At 73.2% G+C, this 22512-nt stretch carries 25 protein-coding genes; 14 read left to right on the top strand and 11 right to left on the bottom strand.

Translation table 11 applies throughout. The features are described 5' to 3' along the window. Nucleotides 1–80: 80 nt before the first annotated feature. The 7 genes from ACFZBX_RS12950 to ACFZBX_RS12920 form a co-directional block, all read right to left on the bottom strand. A complete protein-coding gene (locus ACFZBX_RS12950; protein WP_391533563.1) occupies nt 81–1334 on the bottom strand; it encodes a serine hydrolase domain-containing protein in 1254 nt (417 codons plus the stop codon). Between the two features lie 178 nt (nt 1335–1512). After that, complete coding sequence (locus ACFZBX_RS12945; protein ID WP_391533561.1) at nt 1513–2283, bottom strand: CDP-alcohol phosphatidyltransferase family protein; 771 nt, start codon at nt 2281–2283, stop codon at nt 1513–1515. 99 nt (nt 2284–2382) lie between these two features. Then, entirely contained in the window at nt 2383–3105 is a 723-nt protein-coding gene (locus ACFZBX_RS12940) for a YidC/Oxa1 family membrane protein insertase (protein ID WP_391533560.1), read from the bottom strand. Between the two features lie 76 nt (nt 3106–3181). Further along, entirely contained in the window at nt 3182–3481 is a 300-nt protein-coding gene (locus ACFZBX_RS12935; RefSeq protein WP_391533558.1) for a DUF6412 domain-containing protein, read from the bottom strand. An 85-nt stretch (nt 3482–3566) separates the two neighbouring features. Further along, nucleotides 3567–4112, bottom strand: a complete 546-nt coding sequence (locus ACFZBX_RS12930; protein ID WP_391533557.1) for a hypothetical protein — start codon at nt 4110–4112, stop codon at nt 3567–3569. Next, nucleotides 4109–5569 (bottom strand): hypothetical protein, encoded by a 1461-nt coding sequence (locus ACFZBX_RS12925; RefSeq protein WP_391533555.1) that lies wholly within the window; start codon nt 5567–5569, stop codon nt 4109–4111. The genes ACFZBX_RS12930 and ACFZBX_RS12925 overlap by 4 nt, the downstream gene beginning before the upstream one ends. Nucleotides 5570–5572: 3 nt before the next feature. Further along, nucleotides 5573–5965, bottom strand: coding sequence for a type VII secretion target (locus ACFZBX_RS12920; RefSeq protein ID WP_391533554.1), 393 nt, complete (start codon nt 5963–5965; stop codon nt 5573–5575). 126 nt (nt 5966–6091) lie between these two features. On the opposite strand from ACFZBX_RS12920, the gene ACFZBX_RS12915 reads away from it, so the two are divergent. Next, nucleotides 6092–6376, top strand: coding sequence for a type II toxin-antitoxin system Phd/YefM family antitoxin (locus ACFZBX_RS12915; RefSeq protein WP_391533551.1), 285 nt, complete (start codon nt 6092–6094; stop codon nt 6374–6376). Beyond that, entirely contained in the window at nt 6369–6791 is a 423-nt protein-coding gene (locus ACFZBX_RS12910) for a type II toxin-antitoxin system VapC family toxin (RefSeq protein ID WP_391533549.1), read from the top strand. Before ACFZBX_RS12915 ends, ACFZBX_RS12910 begins: the two co-directional genes overlap by 8 nt. Here ACFZBX_RS12910 and ACFZBX_RS12905 read toward each other — a convergent pair whose 3' ends face one another. The 4 genes from ACFZBX_RS12905 to ACFZBX_RS12890 form a co-directional block, all read right to left on the bottom strand. Beyond that, nucleotides 6792–7127: a hypothetical protein gene (locus ACFZBX_RS12905; protein ID WP_391533547.1), complete on the bottom strand. Its 336-nt coding sequence runs from the start codon at nt 7125–7127 to the stop codon at nt 6792–6794. It lies immediately after the preceding gene. A gap of 27 nt (nt 7128–7154) precedes the next feature. After that, entirely contained in the window at nt 7155–7349 is a 195-nt protein-coding gene (locus ACFZBX_RS12900; RefSeq protein ID WP_391533545.1) for a hypothetical protein, read from the bottom strand. 605 nt (nt 7350–7954) lie between these two features. After that, on the bottom strand, nt 7955–8473 hold the full coding sequence (locus ACFZBX_RS12895; RefSeq protein WP_391533543.1) for a hypothetical protein: 519 nt from the start codon (nt 8471–8473) through the stop codon (nt 7955–7957). A 99-nt stretch (nt 8474–8572) separates the two neighbouring features. Then, a complete protein-coding gene (locus ACFZBX_RS12890) occupies nt 8573–9676 on the bottom strand; it encodes a Gfo/Idh/MocA family oxidoreductase (RefSeq protein ID WP_391533541.1) in 1104 nt (367 codons plus the stop codon). A 303-nt stretch (nt 9677–9979) separates the two neighbouring features. Here ACFZBX_RS12890 and ACFZBX_RS12885 point away from each other — a divergent pair, with 303 nt between their 5' ends. The 12 genes from ACFZBX_RS12885 to ACFZBX_RS12830 all read left to right on the top strand — a co-directional run bounded on the left by ACFZBX_RS12885 (nt 9980) and on the right by ACFZBX_RS12830 (nt 22475). After that, a complete protein-coding gene (locus tag ACFZBX_RS12885; protein ID WP_391533539.1) occupies nt 9980–10576 on the top strand; it encodes an HAD family hydrolase in 597 nt (198 codons plus the stop codon). Nucleotides 10577–10831: 255 nt separating this feature from the next. Continuing rightward, nucleotides 10832–11128, top strand: a complete 297-nt coding sequence (locus ACFZBX_RS12880; RefSeq protein ID WP_391533537.1) for an acyl carrier protein — start codon at nt 10832–10834, stop codon at nt 11126–11128. Between the two features lie 4 nt (nt 11129–11132). Then, nucleotides 11133–12431 (top strand): hypothetical protein, encoded by a 1299-nt coding sequence (locus ACFZBX_RS12875; protein ID WP_391533535.1) that lies wholly within the window; start codon nt 11133–11135, stop codon nt 12429–12431. Then, a complete protein-coding gene (locus ACFZBX_RS12870) occupies nt 12428–13699 on the top strand; it encodes an ATP-grasp domain-containing protein (protein WP_391533533.1) in 1272 nt (423 codons plus the stop codon). Before ACFZBX_RS12875 ends, ACFZBX_RS12870 begins: the two co-directional genes overlap by 4 nt. 82 nt (nt 13700–13781) lie before the next feature. Further along, on the top strand, nt 13782–14924 hold the full coding sequence (locus tag ACFZBX_RS12865) for an aldo/keto reductase family protein (RefSeq protein ID WP_391533531.1): 1143 nt from the start codon (nt 13782–13784) through the stop codon (nt 14922–14924). Continuing rightward, nucleotides 14917–16191 (top strand): MFS transporter, encoded by a 1275-nt coding sequence (locus tag ACFZBX_RS12860; RefSeq protein ID WP_391533529.1) that lies wholly within the window; start codon nt 14917–14919, stop codon nt 16189–16191. The genes ACFZBX_RS12865 and ACFZBX_RS12860 overlap by 8 nt, the downstream gene beginning before the upstream one ends. A 70-nt stretch (nt 16192–16261) precedes the next feature. After that, a complete protein-coding gene (locus ACFZBX_RS12855; RefSeq protein ID WP_391533527.1) occupies nt 16262–16924 on the top strand; it encodes an LmbU family transcriptional regulator in 663 nt (220 codons plus the stop codon). A 195-nt stretch (nt 16925–17119) separates the two neighbouring features. Continuing rightward, nucleotides 17120–18169 carry a hypothetical protein gene (locus tag ACFZBX_RS12850; RefSeq protein WP_391533525.1) on the top strand — a complete coding sequence of 350 codons (1050 nt, stop codon included), beginning with the start codon at nt 17120–17122 and terminating at the stop codon, nt 18167–18169. Between the two features lie 30 nt (nt 18170–18199). After that, a complete protein-coding gene (locus tag ACFZBX_RS12845; RefSeq protein ID WP_391533523.1) occupies nt 18200–20101 on the top strand; it encodes a 1-deoxy-D-xylulose-5-phosphate synthase in 1902 nt (633 codons plus the stop codon). Nucleotides 20102–20146: 45 nt separating this feature from the next. Next, on the top strand, nt 20147–21187 hold the full coding sequence (locus ACFZBX_RS12840) for a zinc-dependent dehydrogenase (RefSeq protein ID WP_391533521.1): 1041 nt from the start codon (nt 20147–20149) through the stop codon (nt 21185–21187). Nucleotides 21188–21315: 128 nt separating this feature from the next. After that, nucleotides 21316–21453: a hypothetical protein gene (locus ACFZBX_RS12835; protein WP_380761078.1), complete on the top strand. Its 138-nt coding sequence runs from the start codon at nt 21316–21318 to the stop codon at nt 21451–21453. Nucleotides 21454–21695: 242 nt separating this feature from the next. Continuing rightward, nucleotides 21696–22475, top strand: coding sequence for an HAD-IIA family hydrolase (locus ACFZBX_RS12830; RefSeq protein ID WP_350544932.1), 780 nt, complete (start codon nt 21696–21698; stop codon nt 22473–22475). Nucleotides 22476–22512: the final 37 nt, after the last annotated feature.

The following is a 22512-nucleotide window of genomic DNA, read 5'->3' as shown; positions in this document are numbered from 1 at the left end:
CCGAACGGCGGGGGTGGTGCGCGTCCCGATCGGCGCCACCGGGCTTGACACCGCGCCCGCCCCGCCGTCCGGCCGGTCGCTCAACGCACGAAGGTGAAAGCCGAGTTCGCCACGGCGCCGTTGGCGCTGGGCGTGCCGGAACCGCAGGAGGCGTTCACGATGAAGGCGTTCAGCGTGGTGAAGGTCTCCTCGGTCTCGGCCCCCTGGGAGAGGTTGAAGGAGAGCGAGAACTGCCGTGCGCCGTCCTTCGACCCGAGCCATATCGTGTTGTATCCCGGCAGGCCGCCGGTGTGGCCCCAGGCCTCGCCGCAGGGCAGGTCGTAGCGGATCAGGCCCAGCCCGTAGTGCGCGCCGATCATCGGCGCCGGGACGGCCGTCGTCATCTCCGCGAACCGGGCGGCCGACAGCAGCCTGCCGCCGAACAGGGCGGCGTGGAAGCGGTTGAGGTCGGTGGTGGTGGAGATGCCGTTGCCGGCCGCGTCGCCGAAAGTGGGGCTCAGCCTGGTGATGTCGGCCAGGCCCTCCGGCAGTTTGACGTATCCGTGGGCGTGCGGGCCGGGGACACCGGTCCGGGACGTCGGGAACGTGGTGTCGTCGAGGTGCAGCGGCTTGACGATCCGCCGGTCCACCTCGTTCTGCCAGGTGTGCCCGGTGACCTTGCGGATCACCTCGCCGATGAGGACGTAGTTGGTGTTCGAGTAGTGCCAGCCCTGCCCGGGCGGGAAGTCCGGCGTCCCCCGCACGCCGACCTCGATCAGCTGGGCCGGGCTCCAGTTCGTCCAGCGGCGCTCCGCGAGGTAGGTGCGCAGGCTGGCCTCGTCGTGGAAGAGGAAGCGCGGGTCCTCCAGGTAGTTGTACAAGCCGCTGGTGTGGTTGAGGAGTTGGCGCAGGGTGATCGCGCCGCCGTTCGGCACCAGGCCCGGCAGGTGCCGCTCCACCGGATCGTCCAGCCGCAGCCTCCCCTCGTCGGCGAGTTGCAGCACGACCGTCGCGACGAAGGTCTTGGTGACGCTGCCGATCCGGAACCGGCCGTCGGCGCGCACCGGGCGCCCGGAGTCGAGGTCGTTGACGCCGGCGCTGCCGCGATAGACCCGGCGGCCGTTCTCGCGGGCCTCGGTGAGCGCGGCCGTCGCGGCGCCGCGCTCGACGAGGGCCCGCAGCTCGGGGCCGAGGTCGACCCGGGCGGCGGCGTCGGCCGACACGGCGGGAGAAGCGCTTCCACCGTCGGCCGCGACGGCCGCCGTCGGGGCCAGCGCGACGACGGTGGCGCCGGCCAGTGCGACGGCGGCCAGCCGTATGGAGCGGGTGGTACGGGTGGTACGGATGGCGTTCATGGTGATCCCTCCCTGGGGCCCGAACTCCGGTCCCCTGGAGCCACGTTCGCACCCGGCCCGGGCCGCCCGCGTCATCCTCGGGAGGGCGTCGCACCGGCCGGAATCACCGTACGGACGCTTGACGGCGCGCCAACCCGCAGGTCGGCGCGCCGTCGGAGTCACCCGGCTCGGCGCCTGCTCAGCGCAGGCGGGAGGAGGACAGGATCGACGCCAGGTGCGCGACCACCATCCCCCAGGTGATCACGGTGATCGCGGCGACCGTCGCCTGCGTCGGGTCGGTGTGGCCGACCACCGCGTCCACGACCGCCGCCGCCAGCAGCACCAGCGAGGCCTCGATCCCGTTGGTCACCCGGTGGATCTTGAACACCGACGCCAGCCGGCGCGCCGTCGCGATGCCCTGGAACCGGGGCTGCGTCGACTCCTCGTCCGCCGGCGCCATCCCGCTGCGCGCCCGCGCCACGTCCACCAGGTCCGTGGACGCCTTCAGCAGCACCACGCCCAGCGCGGCCGCCAGGCCCACCGACACCCACAGCTCCGACCCGCCCCGGGCCGCCCGGACGCCCGCGCCGATCATCAGCGCCGCGTCCGCCAGGTACGCGCCCAGCCGGTCGACGTACACCCCGGCCATGCTGAACTGCTTCTTCCAGCGGGCCACCTCGCCGTCCACGCAGTCGAACAGCAGGAAGCCCTGCATCAGCACCACCGCCAGCACCGCGCCCGGCAGCCCCGGGATCAGCAGCGCCGCCCCGGCGCCCACCCCGCAGACCACCATCACCCAGGTCAGCGTGTTGGGCGACACCGAGGTCCGCACCAACTGCCGGGTGACGCGCAGCGAGACGGCGCGCATGTAGAGCCGTCCCGCCCAGTGCTCCCCGTTGCGGCTCGCCAGCTTCGCCTGCGGCTGGCAGACCTCCCGCAAATCGGCCAACGCCGGAGCAGCGACCGCCATGATTCCGACCCATCCCTTCGCCTGTGTGATCGTCCGGCCGACCGGACCAAACGATCACACAGGCTAGAGGAGACCAGGCGCTCCCTCCGACGCAGGGCGTCACACCAGCGCGACGCCGCCCGCCGGCTCCGGCGCGCCGTCCCGGTACAGCCAGGCGCGCTCGGCGGCGGACCAGGCGGTGGTGGTGAGCAGGTACACCCCGGCCGCCAGCGGGACGAGGGCGGCGAACAGCACCGTGCCGAACGACAGGTACGGCAGTACCGCCGACCCCGGCTGCGGCGGCGCGCCGTCGGCCTTCGCCGCCTGGGCGGCCTGGGCGGCCTGGGCGCGACGGGCCCGCCGGAAGCCGACGTACGCCACCGCCGTCAGCCCCGCGTACAGAACGGCGAACACCGCCCACTGACCCGCGCCCTGCGCCGAGCCCACGTGGAGGCCGAGCGGGGCGCCGAAGAGGGTGTGGCCGAGCAGGTCGTTCGGGGTGGTGAACAGCCGGTACATCACCGAGAAGAACGGGATCTGCACCAGCATCGGCAGACACCCCGCGAACGGCGAGGCCTTCTCCTCCCGGTACAGCTCGGCGAGCGCTGCCCGGAGCTTCTCCGGGCGGCCCTTGTGCTTGCGGTTCAGTTCGGCAACCCGCGGCGCCAGCCGGGCGCGCGACTTCTCGCCGCGCGCCGCCGCCCGTGCCAGCGGGTGGAGCGCCAGGCGGACGCAGACGGTGAACAGGACGATCGCCGACGCGGTCGGGACGACGTGCGCGAGCGCGGCGACGGTGTCGTGGGCCAGGCCGACGGCCGGGTCGAGAACAGCGAAAACGGACATGGTGGAGCGAGCCCTCCGGGGTCTCGGGGTACGAGTGATCGACGGAGGACGGCCGCGCCTGCGGATCTTCCAGGGGCTACGCGGCCGCCGGGGCCGCTCCCGGCGCCCTCGGGCGCCGCCGGCCCCGGGCGTCCGGATCGCGCTGCGGCAGGAACGCCGTCCGGAACGCGCGCCTGCGCAGCATCCCGTCCCGTACGTTCGCCGGCGCCCGCGCGCCCAGCAGCCGCGCGACGACCAGCGCCCCCGCGACCGCCCCGGCCACCAGCACCACGGCGGCCGCGGCCGCCACCGAGGTCAGCGACCCGCCACCCTCGGCGAGCCACTCCCCACCACTCAGCACCCGGAGCAGGCCGAGCAGCATCGCGACCACTGTCACGTCCCTGCCCTCCTCATGTGCTCCGGAGCCATGTCTTCAGAGCAGGAAGACGATCGGGACCCCGCGCCGGTTCCCGGTTTCCGGTTCAGGAGGTCTGGAAGGCGCTGACCCACACCTGACTTGTCCCGCCCGGCTGCGGGGCGAGGCACACACGCGTGGCGATGTTCTTGGCCGGGGCCGGGGAGTAGAAGTCCCCGCAGCTCAGCGGGAGCATGCTGGTTGGATCGGGTGCACCGACGTGCTGGAAGCCTGCCAGATCCACGCTCTGGACGTACGTGCTCTCGGCCCACTCGGAGACGGCGAGAGCGCCCTTGAACTCCTCCAGCCCGGTCTGTGGCAGCCGGAACGTGAGGACGGCGAAGTCGTCCTGGAACCCGTTCTGGTAGCCCCATCGGACATCGGCCGCCGCCGCCGGGATTCCCACACGGGTGAACTGGGACACCTCCTCCGGGCTCACGGTCATCCACGCCCCCGGCCGCCCGCTGTCCGGCTTCGGATGGCGGTCCTGCTCGTAGGCCCAGTAGAGCAGGGCCACTCCGGCCGTCAGCAGGACCAGGGGGCCGATGACCAGGATTCCGATCAGGCGACGGCGGGTCCGCCGGGGATCGGGGGAGGGGCGCGTCCTGCTCACCGGGTCTCCCGTCCGGGATCCGAGCGCGCGCCCTCCCGGGTGCCGTCCTGCCCGGTGCCCGCCCCGGACGGGGGCGCCGAGTCGGGAAGTGTGACGGTGGCCGGAGCGCTCCGGCCGGTCAGGTCGAACTCCCTGGCCAGGCCGGTCTGGTGGAGCTTGGCCATGTCGCTGTCCTTGATGCTGGTGAAGGCGATCGGTGTGCTCTTGCCAGGGTCCCAGTTGTAGCGGTCCCAGACATTGACCTGGTACTGGAACGAGACCAGGGGCTTCCCGTCCGGGCCGGGGCGGGCGGTCACCACACCGGAGGTGGCGTAGGGGTGGCTGCCGATCGCCAGGAACCAGTTGCGCTGGGCGGCTGCGTCGATGTTGCGGTGCGCGACGACTTCGACCGGGACGGCCACCGGGGCCCCGCCCGACTGTTCGAAGGCGTCGAGCGCCAGCTGCCGCCACTCCGCGTGGTGCTCGGCGATCTGTCGGTCCACCCGCCGGCGGAACTCCGGGTCGTCGTGCAGCATCCGGTCCACATCGACGGTGAGCGGTTCACCCGACGCGGTCAGGAAGTGCTGCAGATGACGCGCGGCGTCCGTGAATCCGGCGAGACTCCCGACTCCGACCAGCAGGTGCTCGGCCGCGACCCCGTTGGCGTAGTCACCGGGGCCGGGTGGACGCTGGGCGAAGGCACCGGCGCCGGCGTCCGGGGCGCGCCACTCGTAGTCGACCGGGCCCAGGACGCCCGCCGCGAGCAGCCGTTCCCCGTCCGCGGCCAGCAGCCCCGCGCGGACGCTCGGTTCGAGCGCACCCCACCAGGCCCGCAGCGCCTTGGCGTCGGTGGGCATGCCGGCGGCCTGGACGAGGTCGGCGCCCGCGTTCGCCACGGCCCCCGGGCGGGTCGACGGGTCGACCTCGGCGGGGTCGAGGGCGCGGAGGGCGGTCGTGGCGGCCGTGTCGGCCTCGGTGGCGGCGGACACCGCTTTGCCCATGGCTTCGATGTACTGCTGGAGTTCGTCCCACTTCCGCCGCTGGTAGGCGATCGCGTCCGGGTCGTTGCGGTCCTCGGGCGGCAGGGGCGGCAGCGTGACGGTGCCGTCGGCGGACACGACGGCGCCGAGTGCCTCGGCGTCGCCGATGGCGCGCAGCAGGTTCTGCTGCGCCTGCGTGAACGCGGACTTGGCCCGGCGCAGCGCGGCGGTGACGGCGAGCGCCTCGTAGTGGAAGGCGGTCAGCTCGTCGGCGAGCAGGCCGATCTCACGGGCGGCCTCGTCGGCCGCGACGCCGGTCCAGACGCGGGCTCCGGCGGCGGCGAAGGGGCCCGGTCCGGCGCCGGTGAGCGATTGCAGGACGCCGGACCGGACCTGGCCGGCGATCTGCTCGGTGCGTCCGGCGACGCCGTTCCAGGTGTCGCCGGCCTTGTCGAGCGGCTCGAAGGAGGCCTGCCGGAGCTGTGCGAAGGTCACCATGGCTCACGGCGCCTTGAACGGGGAGGCGGCGGACGCGTCCGTCGCGCGGTAGGCGCCGGCGGTGGCTTCCAACCGGTCTGCCGTCAGCCCGAGGCGGTTGTCGAGGCTGGTCCACCGGGCCTTCCACCAGGTGAGGACCTGGGCGAGCGCGGCGCCCGAGCCGAAGCACTCGGTGGACAGGGCCCGGGCGGCCGCGTTGGTGTCCGGCTCGGCGTGGCCGACCGCGAGCCGCAGCTCGCCCTGGAGGCGGCGCGACGTCCCGGCCGCCCGGCGAAGTGCGGCGGGCTCGACCCGGACCGGCGCGCCGGCCGAACCGGGCTGCGGCGGCACGCCGGAGGGCGGGTGCTCCTGACCGAGTAGCCACGGATTCCGTTGTGTCCCGGCGGCATCGGTCATGATCAGAACCCCCAGCGTGATTGCGCGTGTTCGTACCGTAACGAAGAGGCGGACTCCGCGCGATCGATTTAACGGAAGGCTTGCGCGGGTGTAGCCGCAGGTGCTACACGGGGCTACCTTGGGAGGATGAAGACGATTACCCAGCGGGAGTTCCGGAACAACTCCGCCGCGGTGATGGACGCCGTGGAGGCGGGGGAGACCTTCCACATCACCAGGAACGGGGTCGAGGTCGCCGAGCTGAGGCCGGTCGCGGGACGGCGGCGGCTCACGGCGGAGGAGCTGGTGGCGCGGCACGTGAAGCTCCCGCGCGTGGACTACCAGCAGATGCGCAAGGAGGCCGAGGACTACTTCGGCCCGGAGGACCTGATCGGGGACGAGGACGGCGACCCGTTCGAGCGGCCGCGTGGCTGAGCGGCGGCGGGCCTCCCGGCGCCGGCCGGCCGGGGTGCTGGACACCTGCGTCTACATCGACCTGGCCCTGCTCGGCCCGGCCGACCTGCCGGCCGTGCCGGAGCTGACCGCGATCACCTTCGCCGAACTGCAGCAGGGCGTCTCCATGGCCCGCGACCCGGTCAGCCGGGCGGCGCGGATGGAGGTGCTGGGCGCGGCGATGGCGGACTTCGAGCCGCTGCCCTTCGACGCGGCCGCCGCCGCCCGCTACGGCACCCTGGTGACGCTGACCATCGCCGCCGGGCGCCAGCCGCGCCCGCGCCGGATCGATCTGATGATCGCCGCCATCGCCTCCGCGCACGGCCTGCCGCTGTACACGCGCAACGTCTCCGACTTCAAGGGGCTGGGCTCGGCCGTCGAGGTCATCGGCGTCTGATCAGGGCCGGCCGCCCGTCGGGTGGAGGGCCGCCGGGCCCTCCCGCTCGACCCGGTCGGCCAGGGCCGCCGCGGCGAGGGCCACGGGCCGCTCGTCACGGTCGTGGTGCACGAGGACGGGCTCGCCGTCCGGCCCCACGGCGGCGACGGCCCGGCGCGGCCGGTCGGACAAGCGCAGGATCAGTCGGCGGATGCCGTGGTCGATCCCCAGCACGAGGGCGGTGACGGCGACGATCGCGAAGCCCAGCGGGTCGCTGATCCGGCCGTGCGTCGGGCCCCCGCGGAAGGCCCTGGCCACGGCCCGGTGCCGGCCGAGCCAGACCACGGCGATCCGCACCGGCTCTCCGCCGTCCGGGCCGGTGACCTAGGCGAACGTGTGGCTCCCGCCCCGCTCGCCGCGCGCCCAGGCCGCCCGCAGGGCAGCGGTGCGCTCGGCCCGCGCGCGTTCCGCCCGCGCCGCCGCCCGCCGTTCGAACTCGGCGGTCCACTCCCGCTCCCGGCGGCGCTGCTCCTCCCGGGCGGCGCGCCGCTCGTCCACCTCGTCCCGCTCCGTCGTCATGCGCCGCTCCCGGTGGTGCGGGTGGCCGCAGCGGTCAGGGCCTGCCGGCGGCTTGTGCGGTGGAGGGGCCGTGTGTGGTCGGGGCCTGCCGACCCGACCGGTGGCCGGTGGCGGGAGGTGGGGTGGTGGTGCCGTTGCGGGCGGCGAGGGTGGTTTGCGGTGGGTGGTGTGGCTCGGTCCGGCCTGGCCCGGGGCGGGGGTGGCCCCTTCCTGGGGGTCGGCTGTGGCGTTGTGGGGCCGTCGTGCGCGGTGTGGTGGTCGTCGGTGCTCGCGCTGATCGGCGGCCGGTGGTGGATGGCCGTGCGCTCCGGCGGACGCGGGGCTTCCCGGTGCCCGCTGCGGCGTTGCAGGCCCTTGCGACGAGGCGTGCCGGTCACGGGCTGCCTGCGCCGACCGTCCTGGGCGGCGAGGGTGGTTGCGGTGGATGGCCGTGTGGCCCGGCCCGGGGCGGGGCGGGGCGCCGGGGGAGGCTGTGGCGTTGTGGGGTTGTCGTGCGGGGTATGGCGGTCGTCGGTCCTCGCGCTGACCGGTGGCCGGTGGTGGGGGCGGTCCGGCGGAGGGGGCTCCGCTGCGGCGTCGCGAGCACGTCGTGCGAGGCGTGCCGGTCACGGGCTGTCTGCGCCGACCGGTGGTGGGAGGTGGAGGGCGATGGTGCCGTCGCGTTCGATGTGGTCGGCGAGGGTGGCTGCGGCGGTCAGGGCCTGTGTGCGGTGGCGGGTGCGGTGGACGGTGACGGGGGTGCCGCCGGTGGTGGCGACGACGGCCCAGCGCGGGCGGCCGGTCAGTTCGATGAACAGCCGGTGGCCGATGACGAAGCCCAGGAATGCCAGGACGCCGAAGAGATCCGAGAGGGCGCCGAGGAGTCCCAGAAGTCCGGGGAGGAGGCCGTCGCGGCTCCCGCGCTTCTTGGTGGCGCCGGTGGCGGGCAGGCCGACGTCGGTCCGGACGACCTTCAGGTCGACGGGCCGGCCGTCCGGGGTGGTCACCGTGACGGGGGACCAGAGGACCTGCTCGCCCCGGGCCCAGCTGCGGCGTTGCAGGGCGATCGCGTTGGCCCGGGCCCGCCGCGTCTGCTCGGCGCTGTCGGCCAGGCCCTGCTGGTACCGCTCCCCCCAGGTCTGCATACGGTGCAGCGTAGACAAAGGGAAACGGGCCGGCAGGGGCGCCGGGGCGAGTTCAGCGGAGTTCAGCGGCGGGCCCGGGCCGACGGGCCGGGTGGGGCGTCAGTCGAGCCGGATGGTGGTGCCGGTGGCGGCGGAGGCGCGGGCGGCCTCCAGGACGGTGAGGGTGGCGACGGCGTCGCGCGGGTCGACCGGGGGCGGGGTGCCGGGGTTGGCCAGGGCGGCGGCGACGCCCGCGTAGAAGGCGGGGTAGTCGCCGGGGTCGGTGGGCACGGTGACCGTCGACTCGTCGGTGCCGAGCACGCCGTCGCGGGCCGGGTCCTCGGCGCCCCAGGGGGTCGCGGCGTCGGGGCGCCGCCCGGACCGCAGGGCCGCCTCCTGCGGGTCCATACCGGACTTGACGTACCCGGCGGTGTCGCCGAGGACCCGCAGGTGCGGGCCGATCAGCGGGGCGAGGGCGCTGGTCCACAGGTGGGAGCGGGTGCCGTCGGCGTGGGTGAGGGCGAGGAAGGCGTCGTCGTCGACCACCGCGCCGTCGCGCCGGACGTCGATCTCCGCGTACACCGTGTCGACCGGCCCGAACAGCGTGAGCGCCTGGTCGACGAGGTGGCTGCCCAGGTCGTAGAGGGTGCCGCCGACCTCGGCCGGGTCGGCGAGCTCGCGCCAGCCGGGCTTGGGCTTGGGCCGGAAGCGCTCGAAGCGGGACTCGAAGCGGTGCACCCGGCCGAGCGCGCCCTCGCGGACCAGCCGGGCGGCGGTGAGGAAGTCGCCGTCCCAGCGGCGGTTCTGGAAGACGGTGAGCAGGGTGCCGCCCGCCTCGGCGAGCGCGCAGAGCTCGGCCGCCTCGGCAGCGGTGCCGGCCAGCGGCTTGTCGACCACGGTGGCCAGCCCGGCGGCCAGGGCGGCGCGGGTGAGCGGGGCGTGGGTGCGGTTGGGGGAGGCGATGACGACCAGGTCGAGCGCCTCCGGGTCGGCGAGCAGCTGCTCGGGGGTGTCGACGGCGCGGGCTTCGGGGTGCTCGCGCCGCAACTGCTCCCGGCGGTCCGGGTTGGCGGTGACCACCGCGTCCAGCCGGAGCCCGGGGGTGGTGGCGATGAGCGGGGCGTGGAAGGCGGAGCCGGCCAGGCCGTAGCCGATCAGACCGACGCGGAAGGGCGGGTGGGTGCCGGAGGGGGTGGCCGGGGCTCGGCGCGCGGAGGTCGTCATGCGACCTACTCAACCATGGCGTGTCCGGTTGGCCCGGTTCCGGCGTCGGCTCGGGGGCCGGGCCCCTCCCGGGCCGGGAGGGGACGGGGCGGGACGGGGCGCACGAGGAGGTCGTGCCGCCGCCGCGGTGGGGGACGCGGCGGCGTGGCGTTCACGCTAGCCGGGTCGGGCCGTGTGCCGAAGAGGCATCGCTGCGGTTAGGGGCGCCTTAAGGAGCCCTTGAGGAGGGCACGGCGACGGGTGCGGGCCGCTCAGGGACGGTGTCCTTCGGGTACGGCGTCACTCGGGTAGTACGGTGCCCCGATGATGATCACCCCGCCGCCGGGTCCCTACCGGGCCTACCTGTTCGACTGCGACGGCACCGTCGCCGACTCGATGCCCCTGCACTACGAGGCGTGGAAGCAGGCGCTGGGCGAGTGGGGGTGCGAGTTCCCGGAGGACCTCTTCTACGCCTGGGGCGGCCGCCCGGTCGCGGACATCATCGCGTCGCTCAACGACCGGCACGGCCTCACCATGCCGGTCGCGCGGGTCGCGCGCCGCCGGGAGGACCTCTTCCAGCGCATGCTCCCGCGCCTTCGGGCCGTCCCGGAGGCCCTGGAGCACATCGACGACGCGTACGGCCGCCTCCCCTTCGCCGTCGTCTCCGGCAGCACCCGCGAGTCGGTGACCGCCTCGCTGACCACCATCGGACTGCTCGACCGCTTCGACGTCCTGGTCTGCGCCGGCGACTACGTCCGGCCCAAGCCCGACCCCGACGGCTTCCTGCTGGCCGCCCGACTCCTCGGTGTCGCCCCCGAGCACTGCCTCGTCTTCGAGGACACCGACATGGGGATCCAGGCCGCGACCGCCGCCGGCATGAGGTCGGTCCGCATTCCGCAACGCCGGACGGAAAGCGACTGACGTCACGGCAGGTCACGCACGGAAGGCCGGAGGGGCCGGGGCCGGTCCCACCCGAACGCTAGCGGAAGCCCCGGGCCGAAGTCAGCCCGCGGAGCCCCGGCGGGAGGGCCGTTCGCCGCGGCTGTCCCGCCGGCGGGACAGCGGGCAGGGCGGCGGGCAGGGCGGCGAGCCGGGAAGTGGGCGGGACGGCGGACCGGAAGGCCGGAGCAATTCCTTGCCGCGGTACGGGCGGTGGCTGACAGTATTCGTCGCCGAATGATCATCAGCCCGGACGAGAAAGGCCCGCCGATGGACCACCCGCCGATGGACCGCCCATGGATCCGCACCTTGTTCAGCGGGTTGCTGTCGGAGGAGACCGTCACCCTGATCAGCGACCGGTACGACGACTACCGGGACGCCCCGCTGACGCAGCTGGGGCTCGAATCCATGGCCGTGATGGGGCTGGTGGTCAGGATGGAGAGCGAGTTCGGCAAGGAGGTCGACTACGAGGCCTTCCGGCTGGAGGACGTGTCGACGCTGGACCGGGTCAAGGAATTCCTGGGAGTTGACTGATCCGATGGACGCGCTGAGGAACACCATCAAGGCCTCCGTCGGACAGCCGGCGGTGCGTGACACGCTCACCACGCAGCTGCGCTTCTACTTCCCCCGGATCACCGCGGTCGAGTTCGGCGCGGACGAGCTGACGGTCGTCTCCGAGGAGGCCGTGCCGCAGGAGAAGCTGGAGCGCTCCGTCCGGCTGATCCTGGACCGCTTCCGGGCGATCCCGCGCGGCGTGCGGACCAGGACGCTGCTCGACTCCGGCGACCCGGCCTCCGTCGAGTCCTGGCTCGCCGCCCGCCCCGCCCGGTTCCCCTCGGCGGTGCTGTGCGACGCGGCGGACGCCTTCGCCGGGGAGCTGCGCCGGGTGGCCCGGCGGACCGGACGCCGGGCGGTCACCGGCCGTGCGGCGGAGCTGCGTTCGGGCGTCAACGTGTACGGGCACGAGAGCGCGGCGCTGCTGGCGGCGCTCGACCGCTTCGCCAACCGCTGCGTCGCCCGGGCGTACGACGCGGAGGAACTGCTGATCCCCTCGCTGATCCCGAGTTCGGTGGTGGACCGGTCCGGCTACTTCGAGACCGGTTGCCAGCACCTGAGCTTCGTCGCGCCGGTCAGCAACGACCCCGACCTGTTCGAGGAGTTCCTGCCGTTCTGGCGCGGATCGGCCGAGCGGGGCGAGCGCGGTGCGGACCGGCGGGTGCTCGACTACCTGAAGGCGCCGCGCGACCTCCTCAACCCCGCGGCCTGCCTGCACTGCTACCGGCTGCTGGAGGGCCAGGTCTTCGCCGAGGACGAGGCCCTGGTGATGACGGTGGGCGGCTCCGTCTTCCGCGACGAGTCCGGCAACCTGAACAACCAGGAGCGGCTGTACGAGTTCCGGATGCGCGAGGGCGTGGTGGTCGGCGGGGCCGGGCCGGTGGCCCGGATGCACGGCGAGCTGCTCGACCTGATGGCGATGACCGGACTGCTGCTGGGCCTGGACTTCTCGCTGGAGACGGCCTCGGACATGTTCTTCAGCGACGGCGCCGGCGCGCAGCTGTTCGCCCAGCTGGTCTCGGACAGCAAGATCGAGCTGGCCGTCCGCTCGCACACCCTCGGCCGCAAGGTCGCCAGCGCCTCGCTCAACAAGCACGGCAGCCACTTCTCCGACGCCTTCGGGATCCGCGACGAGCGCGGGCTGGCCGCCTCCACCCTGTGCATCGGCTTCGGCATCGACCGGCTGGCCTTCCTGCTCACCGAACGCGGGGACGCGGACCTCGCCGCGCTCGCCGACCGCGTCGCCGCGAACGCCGAACGGCTGGCGGGGGAGCGGTCGTGAACCGGACCTTCGTCTGCGTGGAGACCAGCGGCCACGTCACCCGGGCGCTGGAGCCGGTGGCCGCGGCCGAGGGCGACCGGCTGCTGTTCGTCTCCGCCCGGGCCGAGCCGCCGGCTGGCGTCCGCTCGCTGCGGATCGACGTGCGCGAGGACCCGCGGCGGGCGGCGGAGGCCATCGCGGAGGCCTGCGCGGACGCCCCGGCCGTCGCCGCGTTCACCAACCAGGAGCCGTACGTCATCACGACGGCGGAGCTCGCCGAGGCCCTCGGCGTGGGCCGGAACCCGCTCGCCTCGGCGAGCGCGGCCCGCGACAAGGCGCGGATGAAGGAGGTCTGGCAGGCGGCCGGGGTGAGCACCCCGCGCGGGACCCACGCCACCTCGCGCGCCGGGCTGGACCTCGCGGGCGTCGTGTACCCCGCGATCGTCAAGCCGACCCACGGCTTCGCCAGCTGCGGCGTCCGGAGGGTCGAGTCCGAGGACGAACTGCTGGCGCAGGTGCGCAAGATCGCCCTGCTCAACGCCACCACCATGGCGCAGGGGGGCGTCCCGGGCGGCGGCGGGTTCCTGGTCGAGCAGTGCCTCGAAGGGCGCGAGTTCTCCGTCGACACCGTCTGGTCCGACGGCCGGCCCGCCGTGGACCTCCTGATGACCAACAGGTCCGACCTGGTCTCCTCCGGGCCGTACTTCCCGGACCGGCTGTACGTCCTGGACCCGGCGCTGCCGCAGGAGGTCCGCCGGGCCGTCGTCGACCTGACCCACGACGCCGTGCGCGCCCTCGGCATCTCCCACGGCCCCACCCACACCGAGGTCCGGTTCCACGACGGGACGCCCTACGTGCTGGAGGCGGCGGCCCGGCCCGGGGCCGGCGGGGTCTTCTACGACCTCGCCCGGCACGCCCTCGGGGTCGACCCCATGCGGGCGATGTACCTCAGCCTGGTCTGCGAGGACCGGGAGGAGTTCGAGCGGCGCGCGGAGCCGGCCCTCCGGGAGTCGCACGTCCCCGGGGACACCAGCTACTTCTGGTTCAACGTGCCCCACCGGGGTTCGGGGATCATCCGCGCCGTCGAGGGCCTCGACGAGGTGCGCGACCGCGCGGAGGTCCTCCTCTGCGTCTGCTTCAAGGAGCCGGGCCAGCGCCTCCACCCGGACGGCGACCTGATCTCCGACTACTTCTGCAACATCATGGGCCGCCACCGCGAGGTACCGGGCGGCCCGAGCCTGTCGGAGCTCCTGAAGAGCTTCGAGGAAACGATAGAGATCGTCTACTGAGCGGCCCGCCCCCTCTCCGCCCCGACCTCTGCCGGGCGGACACGGACGGCGGAGAGCGCCCACCGGGCAGCTAGGAAACGGCATGGAATACCGTCAACTCGGCCGCAGCGGCCTGCACGTCAGCGAAATCGCCTACGGAAACTGGCTCACCCACGGGTCGCAGATCGAGGAGGACGGCGCCCGCAGCTGCATCTCCGCCGCCCTGGACGCGGGGATCACCACCTTCGACACCGCCGACGTCTACGCCCTCACCAGGGCCGAGGAGGTCCTGGGGAAGGCGCTCGCGGGAGAGCGGCGCGAGTCCGTCGAGATCTGCACCAAGGTCTACTGGCCCACCGGGCCGGGCGCCAACGACCGCGGGCTCTCCCGCAAGCACATCGTCGAATCGGCGAACGCCTCGCTGCGCCGCCTCGGCACCGACTACATCGACCTCTACCAGGCGCACCGCTACGACCACGCGGTCCCGCTGGCCGAGACGCTGCGCGCGTTCGACGACCTCGTGCGGCAGGGCAAGGTGCTCTACATCGGGGTGTCGGAGTGGCGGGCCGAGGAGATCGCCGAGGCCATGAGGATCGCCGACGACCTCGGGCTCGACCGGATCGTCTCCAACCAGCCGCAGTACAACATGATCTGGCGGGTGATCGAGACCGAGGTCGTCCCGGTCGGCCTGGAGCACGGCGTCGGCCAGATGGTCTTCTCGCCGATCGCGCAGGGGGCGCTGACCGGCAAGTACCGGCCCGGGACCGCCCCGCCGGCCGGGTCGCGGGCCACCGACGAGCACGGCGCCAACTTCATCAGGTACTTCCTGGCCGACGAGATCCTCCGCAAGGTCCAGCTGCTCGAACCGGTCGCGCGGGACGCCGGGCTGACGCCCGCCCAGCTCGCGGTGGCCTGGACGCTGCAGAACCCGGCGGTCTCCGCGGCCATCGTCGGGGCGTCGCGTCCCGACCAGGTCAGGGAGAACGCCGCCGCGTCCGGGGTCCGCCTGGAGGAGGCGACGATGCGGCGGATCGACGAGATCCTGGCCGGCGAGATCATCACCGACCCGGCGTACACGCCCGCGTCCAGCACCTACAGCACGGTCGCGGCGCGGGCCGGCCTGGCCCGGCCGTACGACCAGTCCGCCGGCACCTACAGCACGGCGGTCACGGCCGGGGCGGCCGCCGGCGGGGTGGCCGTCGGTGCGGGCGCCGGTGCGGTGGCCGGGGGTGGGGGCCGTGGCTGAACCGCCGAAGGGGCGGATCACCGCCGCGCTGCGCCACCGGGACTTCGCCCTGCTCTGGAGCGGACAGCTGGTCTCCCTGGCCGGCGACGGGATCTTCACGGTGGCGCTTCCGCTGGAGGTGCTGCGCCAGACCGGTCGCGCCTTCGACCTCGGGATCGTGGTCACCGCGCGGACCGTGCCGGCCGTCCTGCTGCTGCTGGCCGGCGGCGCACTGGTCGACCGGCTCTCCCGGCGCCTGGTGATGCTGGTGTCCGACCTGTGCTGCGCAGTCGCGGTCGGGCTGGTGGCGGTGCTGATGGCGACCGGGCGGGCCGGGCTCTGGGAACTCGCGGCGCTCTCCGCCGTGTTCGGCGTCGCCAGCGCCTTCTTCAAACCGGCCTCCTCGGCGGTCGTGCCCGAGGTGCTGCCGGCCGAGCTGCTGGTCTCGGCGGGCTCGCTCTCCTCGCTGAGCCACTCCGTGGCGAAGTACCTGCTCGGGCCGCTGGCGGGCGGTGTCCTGGTGGCCGCGATCGGGAACACCTGGGCGTTCGGCCTCAACGCGGTGAGCTTCGCCGCGAGCGCGGTCTGCCTCGCGCTGATGCGCCGGACACCGCGCCCGGAACCGTCCGGGGGGACGCTGGTGGACGGCATCCGGGAGGGGCTGCGGTACTGCCGGTCGGTGCCGTGGCTGTGGTGGAGCATGATCGCGGTCGGCATCGCCAACATCACCTGCTACGCCCCGATCACCGTGCTGCTTCCGGTGCTGGTGAAGGACGTGTTCCACGGGGGAGCCGTCGCGCTGGGGGCGCTGTTCGCGGCGGGGGGCGTGGGCGGCGCGCTGGCGGCCGCGTCGGCGGGCAGACGGCCCCCGCGGCGGCGGATGACGGCGATCTGGGCGGCGTGGTCGGGGGTCGGCGCCGCGACGGTCGCGCTGGCGCTCGCGCCGTGGGTCTGGCTGTCCGCCGTCTTCACGGCCGCCGCCTGGTTCGGCATGAGCTACGGGAACATCCTCTGGTACTCGCTGATGCAGCGTGAGCTGCGGCCCGAGATGCTGGGGCGCGCCGCCTCGGTGGACTCGGCGCTGTCGCTGGCCCTGACCCCGCTCGGCACGCTCGTCGGCGGCGCCGCGGCCGGGCTGGTGGACGTCCGGCTGACCCTGGTGGTCGGCGGCCTGGCGACGGCCGGCACCGCCGCGGTGCTGCTGGTGCCGGGGGTCAGGGACCCGGACCGCCCGGCCCAGCCCCCGGGTTCTCGAACGCTTGACCCCTCTGGGATTGTCCTGTCATGATCAAGATGTCATTAAGGTGAACAGAATTCAAACTTAAGATGAATCAGTGATTACGGGGGAAACTGTGATCATGATGCCTGTGTCGGCGCCGGGAAACTCCCAGAAACAACTGGTGGAGTTCGGGGCGGCGGCCGAGGCCGGTGCCATTTCGATTCCGCGGACCGGTCTCGACCTGCCGAACCGGCTGCCGTATGACAAATGGGTACTCATGGGGCGCATGCTTTCGACGGTCCACGCGTCGTCCGCATGGTGTCTCGGCGATTGGCTGGTGCACGGGGAGGCGGCCTACAGCGGCCGTTATCGCGAAGCCGTCGAGAATTGTTCGTTGAATTACCAGACCCTGCGGAACTACGCTTGGGTCGCCCGCAGGTTCCCGCTGTCCCGCCGGCGGGACACGCTCAGCTTCGGCCACCACGCGGAGGTCGGCTCGCTGTCCGATCCGGAGCAGGACTACTGGCTGCGCAAGGCGGAGGACCACGGCTGGTCGCGCAACCGCCTGCGCGCCGAGGTGCGGGCCAGCCTCCATGAGCGCGCGGCCGCGGACGCGCCCGCCGCCGAGGGGGAGGGCGGGGGCGCGAAGGCGGGGGCCGAGGCCGGCGAGGGCGGGATCGACCTGCAGCTGGACCTCACCGCCGACCGCGTCAAGCTCTGGCGGGCCGCGGCCGAGCAGGCCAGCCTCAGCGTCTCCGACTGGGCCCTGCGCGCGCTCGACGAAGCCGCCCGCACGGTTTGAGCCGGCGGAGTCCCCGCCCTTTCGCCTTTTCCGCCTGCTTTCCGCGTACCTTCCGCATCCTTTTCCGAATCGCGCTCCATCCGCCGTCGGCCGGTCCTCTTCCGCGCCGACCGCTTCAGCCCGCCCGATTCGCCCATGCGCCCATGCGCCTATTTGCCCATCCACCCGCCGAACCCGCGCAGTGAAGGAGTGACGGTGACCGAGACGAACGACGTCACGATGACAGCCCCGGAGCAGGCCCGCCGGGAGGTGCAGCTCGACCGGTCCCAGTACTACGTCTGCCACGAGCGGCACGTCTTCCACCGCTACTGCATCCTCCGGGACTCGCCCGCGTTCCCCCTGCTCTTCATGGACCGCTGCTACGACTGGCAGTTCGAGGTCACCGGGGACGTGCCGATCATCAGCCGCTACAACGGCTTCATGGAGCTGGTCTGCCAGGACTCCTGGGCCGAGCGCGACGTCCCCCGCGAGCAGCTGGGCAAGGAGATCAGGGCCGCCGTCGAGGCCGGCTCCCACGTCGCCCTGCTGGTGTCCCTGGTCCACACCGACGGCACGCCGTACCTCACCGAGTGGCTCGTCGTGGACATCGACGCCGAGGACACCGTCTACTACACCAAGACCAGCCCGGACCCGAACTTCCGGGCGGACCGCAAGCCGGTCCCGTTCGCCAAGCTCGCCGAGAGCCTCGCGTACACCGAGGACGGCCTGGTCCCCATCACCGAGATCCGGCCCTCGGCCGTCATCGAGCGGCTGGTCGGCCTGCCCCCGCTGGAGGCGTTCCGCGAGGTGTCCGCCCGCTTCGGCCTGCGCCTCTACGACGGGCGGCTCAGCCGCTACGTCACCCCGGTGGTCGTCGGTGTGGACGGGATCGACCGGCTCATCGCCGACTGGGAGCGCCGGGCCGACGGGATCCTCGCCGAGGGCGCCGTCCTCTTCAACGACCAGTCCCGGCTGAACAAGCACATCCAGAACCGGTTCCAGCCGGTCCAGCACTACCTGCACCACCTGCTCGGTGAGCCGGAGATCCGCGCGGCCCTCGGCGAGGAGCTGTGCGGCGAGGTCCGGGAGCAGATCGGCCTGATGGACGCCGCGCTCGCCGACATCCTGAAGTTCAGCAGCCTGCTGGTGCAGCTGCCCGACCGGCGGAACTTCGACCTCTACCTCAAGTATCTGCGCCGACTGCGCGACACGGTCGCGGTTTACCAGCAGACGAATGTCCGGATCCAGCTGACGCTGCTGAAGTAGTGGTGTCTTTTCTCGTGAAAGGATTTCCTCGTGGCTGCGCCTGGCGGCAAGGGAAACGCTGAATCCGCTGTCGGATCCGGCAGTGGAATCGACGGCGAATTCGATCTGACCGGCCTCACCCCGGAGGCGGTCCGCGGTCTGGACCTGGAGGGGTGCGAACGCCTCGCCGCGCGGATCCGGAGCTTCCTGATCACCGAGGTCAACCGGACCGGGGGCCATCTCGGGGGCAACCTCGGCGTGGTCGAACTGACCATCGCCCTGCACCGGGTGTTCCGCTCCCCGGACGACCCGATCATCTTCGACATCGGCCACCAGGCCTACACCCACAAGATCCTGACGGGCCGTGCCACGGGCTTCGCCGGATTCCGGCAGCGGACCGGCATGTCCGGATTCCCGTCCCGCGAGGAATCCCCGCACGACACGATGGAGAACAGCCACTCCTCCACCGGACCGGCCTGGGGCCTCGGCATCACCCTGGCCCGCGGCAGCAGGTCGGTGGTCGTGATCGGCGACGGGGCGCTGACCGGGGGCGTCGCGTACGAGGCCATCAACGCCATCGGCGTGCGTCGGCAGCCCGTGGTCATCGTCTACAACGACAACGGCCGCTCCTACGCGCGGACCATGAGCCGGCTGACCGCCGGCGAGCCGTGCGAGACCGGGACGGGCGGCGGTCCGCAGGACCAGGGCAACGTCGAACTCTTCTTCACCGCCCTCGGGTTCAGCTACATCGGCGCGGTCGACGGCCATGACCTCGGCAAGCTGGAGACGGCGCTGGCCGACGCGGCGGGGACCGGCGGACCGGTCGTGGTGCACGTGCGGACCCAGAAGGGGCGCGGCTGGTCCGAGGCCGAGGACGACGAGATCATGCGGCTGCACCAGGTCGCCGGGACGGGCGCCGCCGCACCCGTGGCGGCGGGCGCACCGGCGGCCACGCGGGCGGCCGGGGACCTCACCCGGCTGCCGCTCGGCGACCGGTCCTGGGGCGACGTGCTCGGCGGCACCCTGTGCGAACTCGCCGAGCAGGACCCCCGGGTCCATGTGATCACCGCGGCGATGCCCGACAGCCTGGGCCTGCTGGAGTTCCAGCGCCGCTTCCCCGAGCGCTACCACGACGTGGGCATCTGCGAGCAGTTGGCGGTCGGCCTCGCGGCCGGACTGGCCAGTCAGGGCTGCCGGCCCGTCTTCCCGGTCTTCGCCACCTTCCTCACCCGCGCCCTCGACCAGGTCGTCAACGACGTCGCGCTGCACGGGCTCCCGGTCACCTTCGTGGTCGACCGGGGCGGCGTCACCGGCGGCGACGGCGCCTCCTCGCACGGCATCTACGACGTCGGGCTGCTGCGCACCGTCCCCGACCTGGAGATCTACGCGCCCACCAGCGGCGCCCAGCTGACCGACCTGCTGCGCTCGGCGGTGAGCCGGGACGGCGGCCCGACGGTGGTCCGCTACGCGAAGTGGAAGCCGCTGCGCGACGAGCCCGAAGGCGCCCGCACCAGCGCCCTGCTGCGGCGGCGCGGCCACGACCTCTGCCTGCTGGCGCACGGTGCCATGGTGCAGACCGCGATGTCCGCGGCGGACGCACTGGAGCGCGAGCACGGCGTCTCGTCCACGGTGTGGGAGGTGGTCCGGCTGCGGCCGGCGGTCACCGAGGTGTTCGCCGACGCCGTGGGGCACCGGGCGGTCATCACCGTCGAGGACCTGGTGGCGGGCTCCGGCCTCTACGCCGACCTGCTCGCGCACCTCGCGGACGCCCGGCACCTCGGTGCTGGGCGGCCCGCCACCGCCGAGATCGCGCTGCCGTCCGCCTTCCTGCCCCTGGGGCCGCGCGACGAGGTGCTCGCCGAGTTCGGGGTGAGCACCGACGCGGTGGTCGAGCGGGCCGAGAGGCTGCTCGGGCTCACGGCCCTGGCCGGCACCGCCCCGGCGACGGGCTGATCCGCGTCCCCGCCCTGTCCTACCCCCAACGAGAGAGTCAGCGAAGTGAAGGTTGCGCGCTTTTACGCCCCCGAGAAGATCGTGATCGAGGACTCGCCCGAGCCCGCGCCAGGCCCGGGCGAGGTGAAGCTGAGGGTCCGCAACTGCTCGCTGTGCGGCACCGATCTGAAGATCTACCGGCACGGCAACCACCGGATCGACCCGCCCCGGGTGATCGGCCACGAGATCGCCGGCGAGGTGGTGGAACTGGGCCGCGGCGTCGAGGGCTGGGCCGTCGGCGACCGGGTGCAGGTGATCGGCGCCATCCCGTGCGGGACCTGCCACGAGTGCCGGCGCGGGCGGATGACGGTCTGCCCGAACTTCGAGGCGATGGGCTACCACTACGACGGCGGGTTCGCCGAGTACATGGTCGTCCCGCAGAAGGTCCTCGCCGTCGGCGGGGTGCACCGGATCCCGGACGGCGTGGGCTTCGCCGAGGCGTCCGTGGCGGAGCCGCTCGCGTGCGTGCTGAACGGCCAGGAGCTGATCGGCGTCGGGGCCGGGGACGACGTGGTGGTCGTGGGCTCGGGGCCGATCGGCTGCCTGCACGCCCGGCTGGCCCGCGCGCGGGGCGCCGCCAGGGTGTTCCTGGTCGAGCTCAACCGCGAGCGCCTCGCCCGGGCGGCCGAACTGGTCGAGCCGGACGGCGTGATCTGCGCCGCGGACGCGGACGTCACCGAGGAGGTGTTCCGGCTCACCGGCGGACTGGGCGCCGATGTCGTGATCACGGCCTCGGCCTCCGTCCCGGCCCAGGAGGAGGCCGTCCGGTACGCGGCGCGGCGGGGCAGGATCAGCCTCTTCGGCGGGCTGGCCCAGGGTGCTCCGATGACCGCCGTCGACGCCAACCTCGTGCACTACCGCGAGCTCATGGTCATGGGCGCCAACTCCTCCAGCCCGGCCCAGAACGCCCGGGCGCTGGAGCTGATCGCGGCGGGCACCGTCCCCGTGGCCGACCTGATCACCCACACCCTCCCGCTGGACCGCTTCGCCGACGCGCTGGAGATCCTGGAGCGCGGCGCGGCGCTCAAGGTGACGATCGCCCCCTGACGGGCCGGCCGCACGGGTTCCGGCCGGGGGCGCGGGTGCCCCCGGCCGGATTTCTGGCATGTCGCGGCCATTGCGGACATGATGACCGTCGGGCCCGGTCCGGGGCCGGAGGGGGAAGTGGAGTCGGAATGCTGTGGAACCGGATCCAGATAGCGTTCGCCGTCACCGTTCGATCGGTGCTGACGGTGCTGCTGTCGGCGGTGGACCTGTTGATCGCCAGTGTGCGGGGCGTGCGGCGCAGGACCCGGCCGGCGGTCCGGCGGTGAGCGCACGGTGACCGGCGGATCGGCGCACGGTGAGCGGGTGGTGAGCGGCCGGTGACGGTCCCGCGGGCGGCCGTGCCGTGCCGCCGGGCGCAGGGAGGGTGGCCGCAGGCCGTCGCCGCGGGCGACTGGCTAGGCTGGGGCGCGTTGGGGCAGCCAGTGGCGCCCGGCCCGGCCGAGGGTGTCCGGTCCGGAGCGATGTGCGAGATCGTTCAGTACCGTTGCAAGACCGAGGAGACACCGACGTGGCAGAGCGCAAGCCCATTGAGTCGTGGCTGACCGACATGGACGGGGTCCTCATCCACGAGGGCACCCCCATCCCCGGCGCCGAGGAGTTCCTGCGCCGGCTGCGGGAGTCCGGCAAGCCGTTCCTGGTCCTCACCAACAACTCCATCTACACCCCGCGCGACCTCAGCGCCCGCCTGGCCGGCATGGGCCTGGAGGTGCCGGAGGAGTGCATCTGGACCTCGGCCCTGGCCACTGCCAAGTTCCTCAAGGGCCAGCGCCCCGGCGGCACCGCCTACGTGATCGGCGAGGCGGGCCTGACCACCGCGCTCTACCAGGCCGGCTACGTGCTGACCGACAACAACCCGGACTACGTCGTCCTCGGCGAGACCAGGACCTACAGCTTCGAGGCCCTCACCAAGGCGATCCGCCTGATCAACCAGGGTGCCCGCTTCATCTGCACCAACCCGGACGAGACCGGTCCGTCCACCGAGGGCGTGCTGCCGGCCACCGGTTCCGTCGCGGCGCTGATCACCAAGGCGACCGGCGTCGAGCCGTACTTCGTCGGCAAGCCCAACCCGCTGATGATGCGCGAGGCGCTCAACACGGCCGGCGCCCACTCGGAGACCGCCGTCATGATCGGCGACCGGATGGACACCGACATCGTGGCCGGCATGGAGGCCGGCATGGAGACCATCCTGGTGCTCACCGGCCTCACCGCCGCCGCCGACGTGGAGCGCTTCCCGTACCGGCCGACCCGCGTGGTCAAGTCGATCGCGGACCTGGTCGAGCTGGTCTAACCTCTGCACTGCTGTTACGGGTCCCGCCCCCGGCCGA

Source organism: Kitasatospora sp. NPDC008115, assembly GCF_042957205.1.
Taxonomy (GTDB): Bacteria; Actinomycetota; Actinomycetes; order Streptomycetales; family Streptomycetaceae; genus Kitasatospora.
Note: the sequence above shows the minus strand (reverse complement) of the source record. Positions and strands in the feature narration are given on the sequence as shown.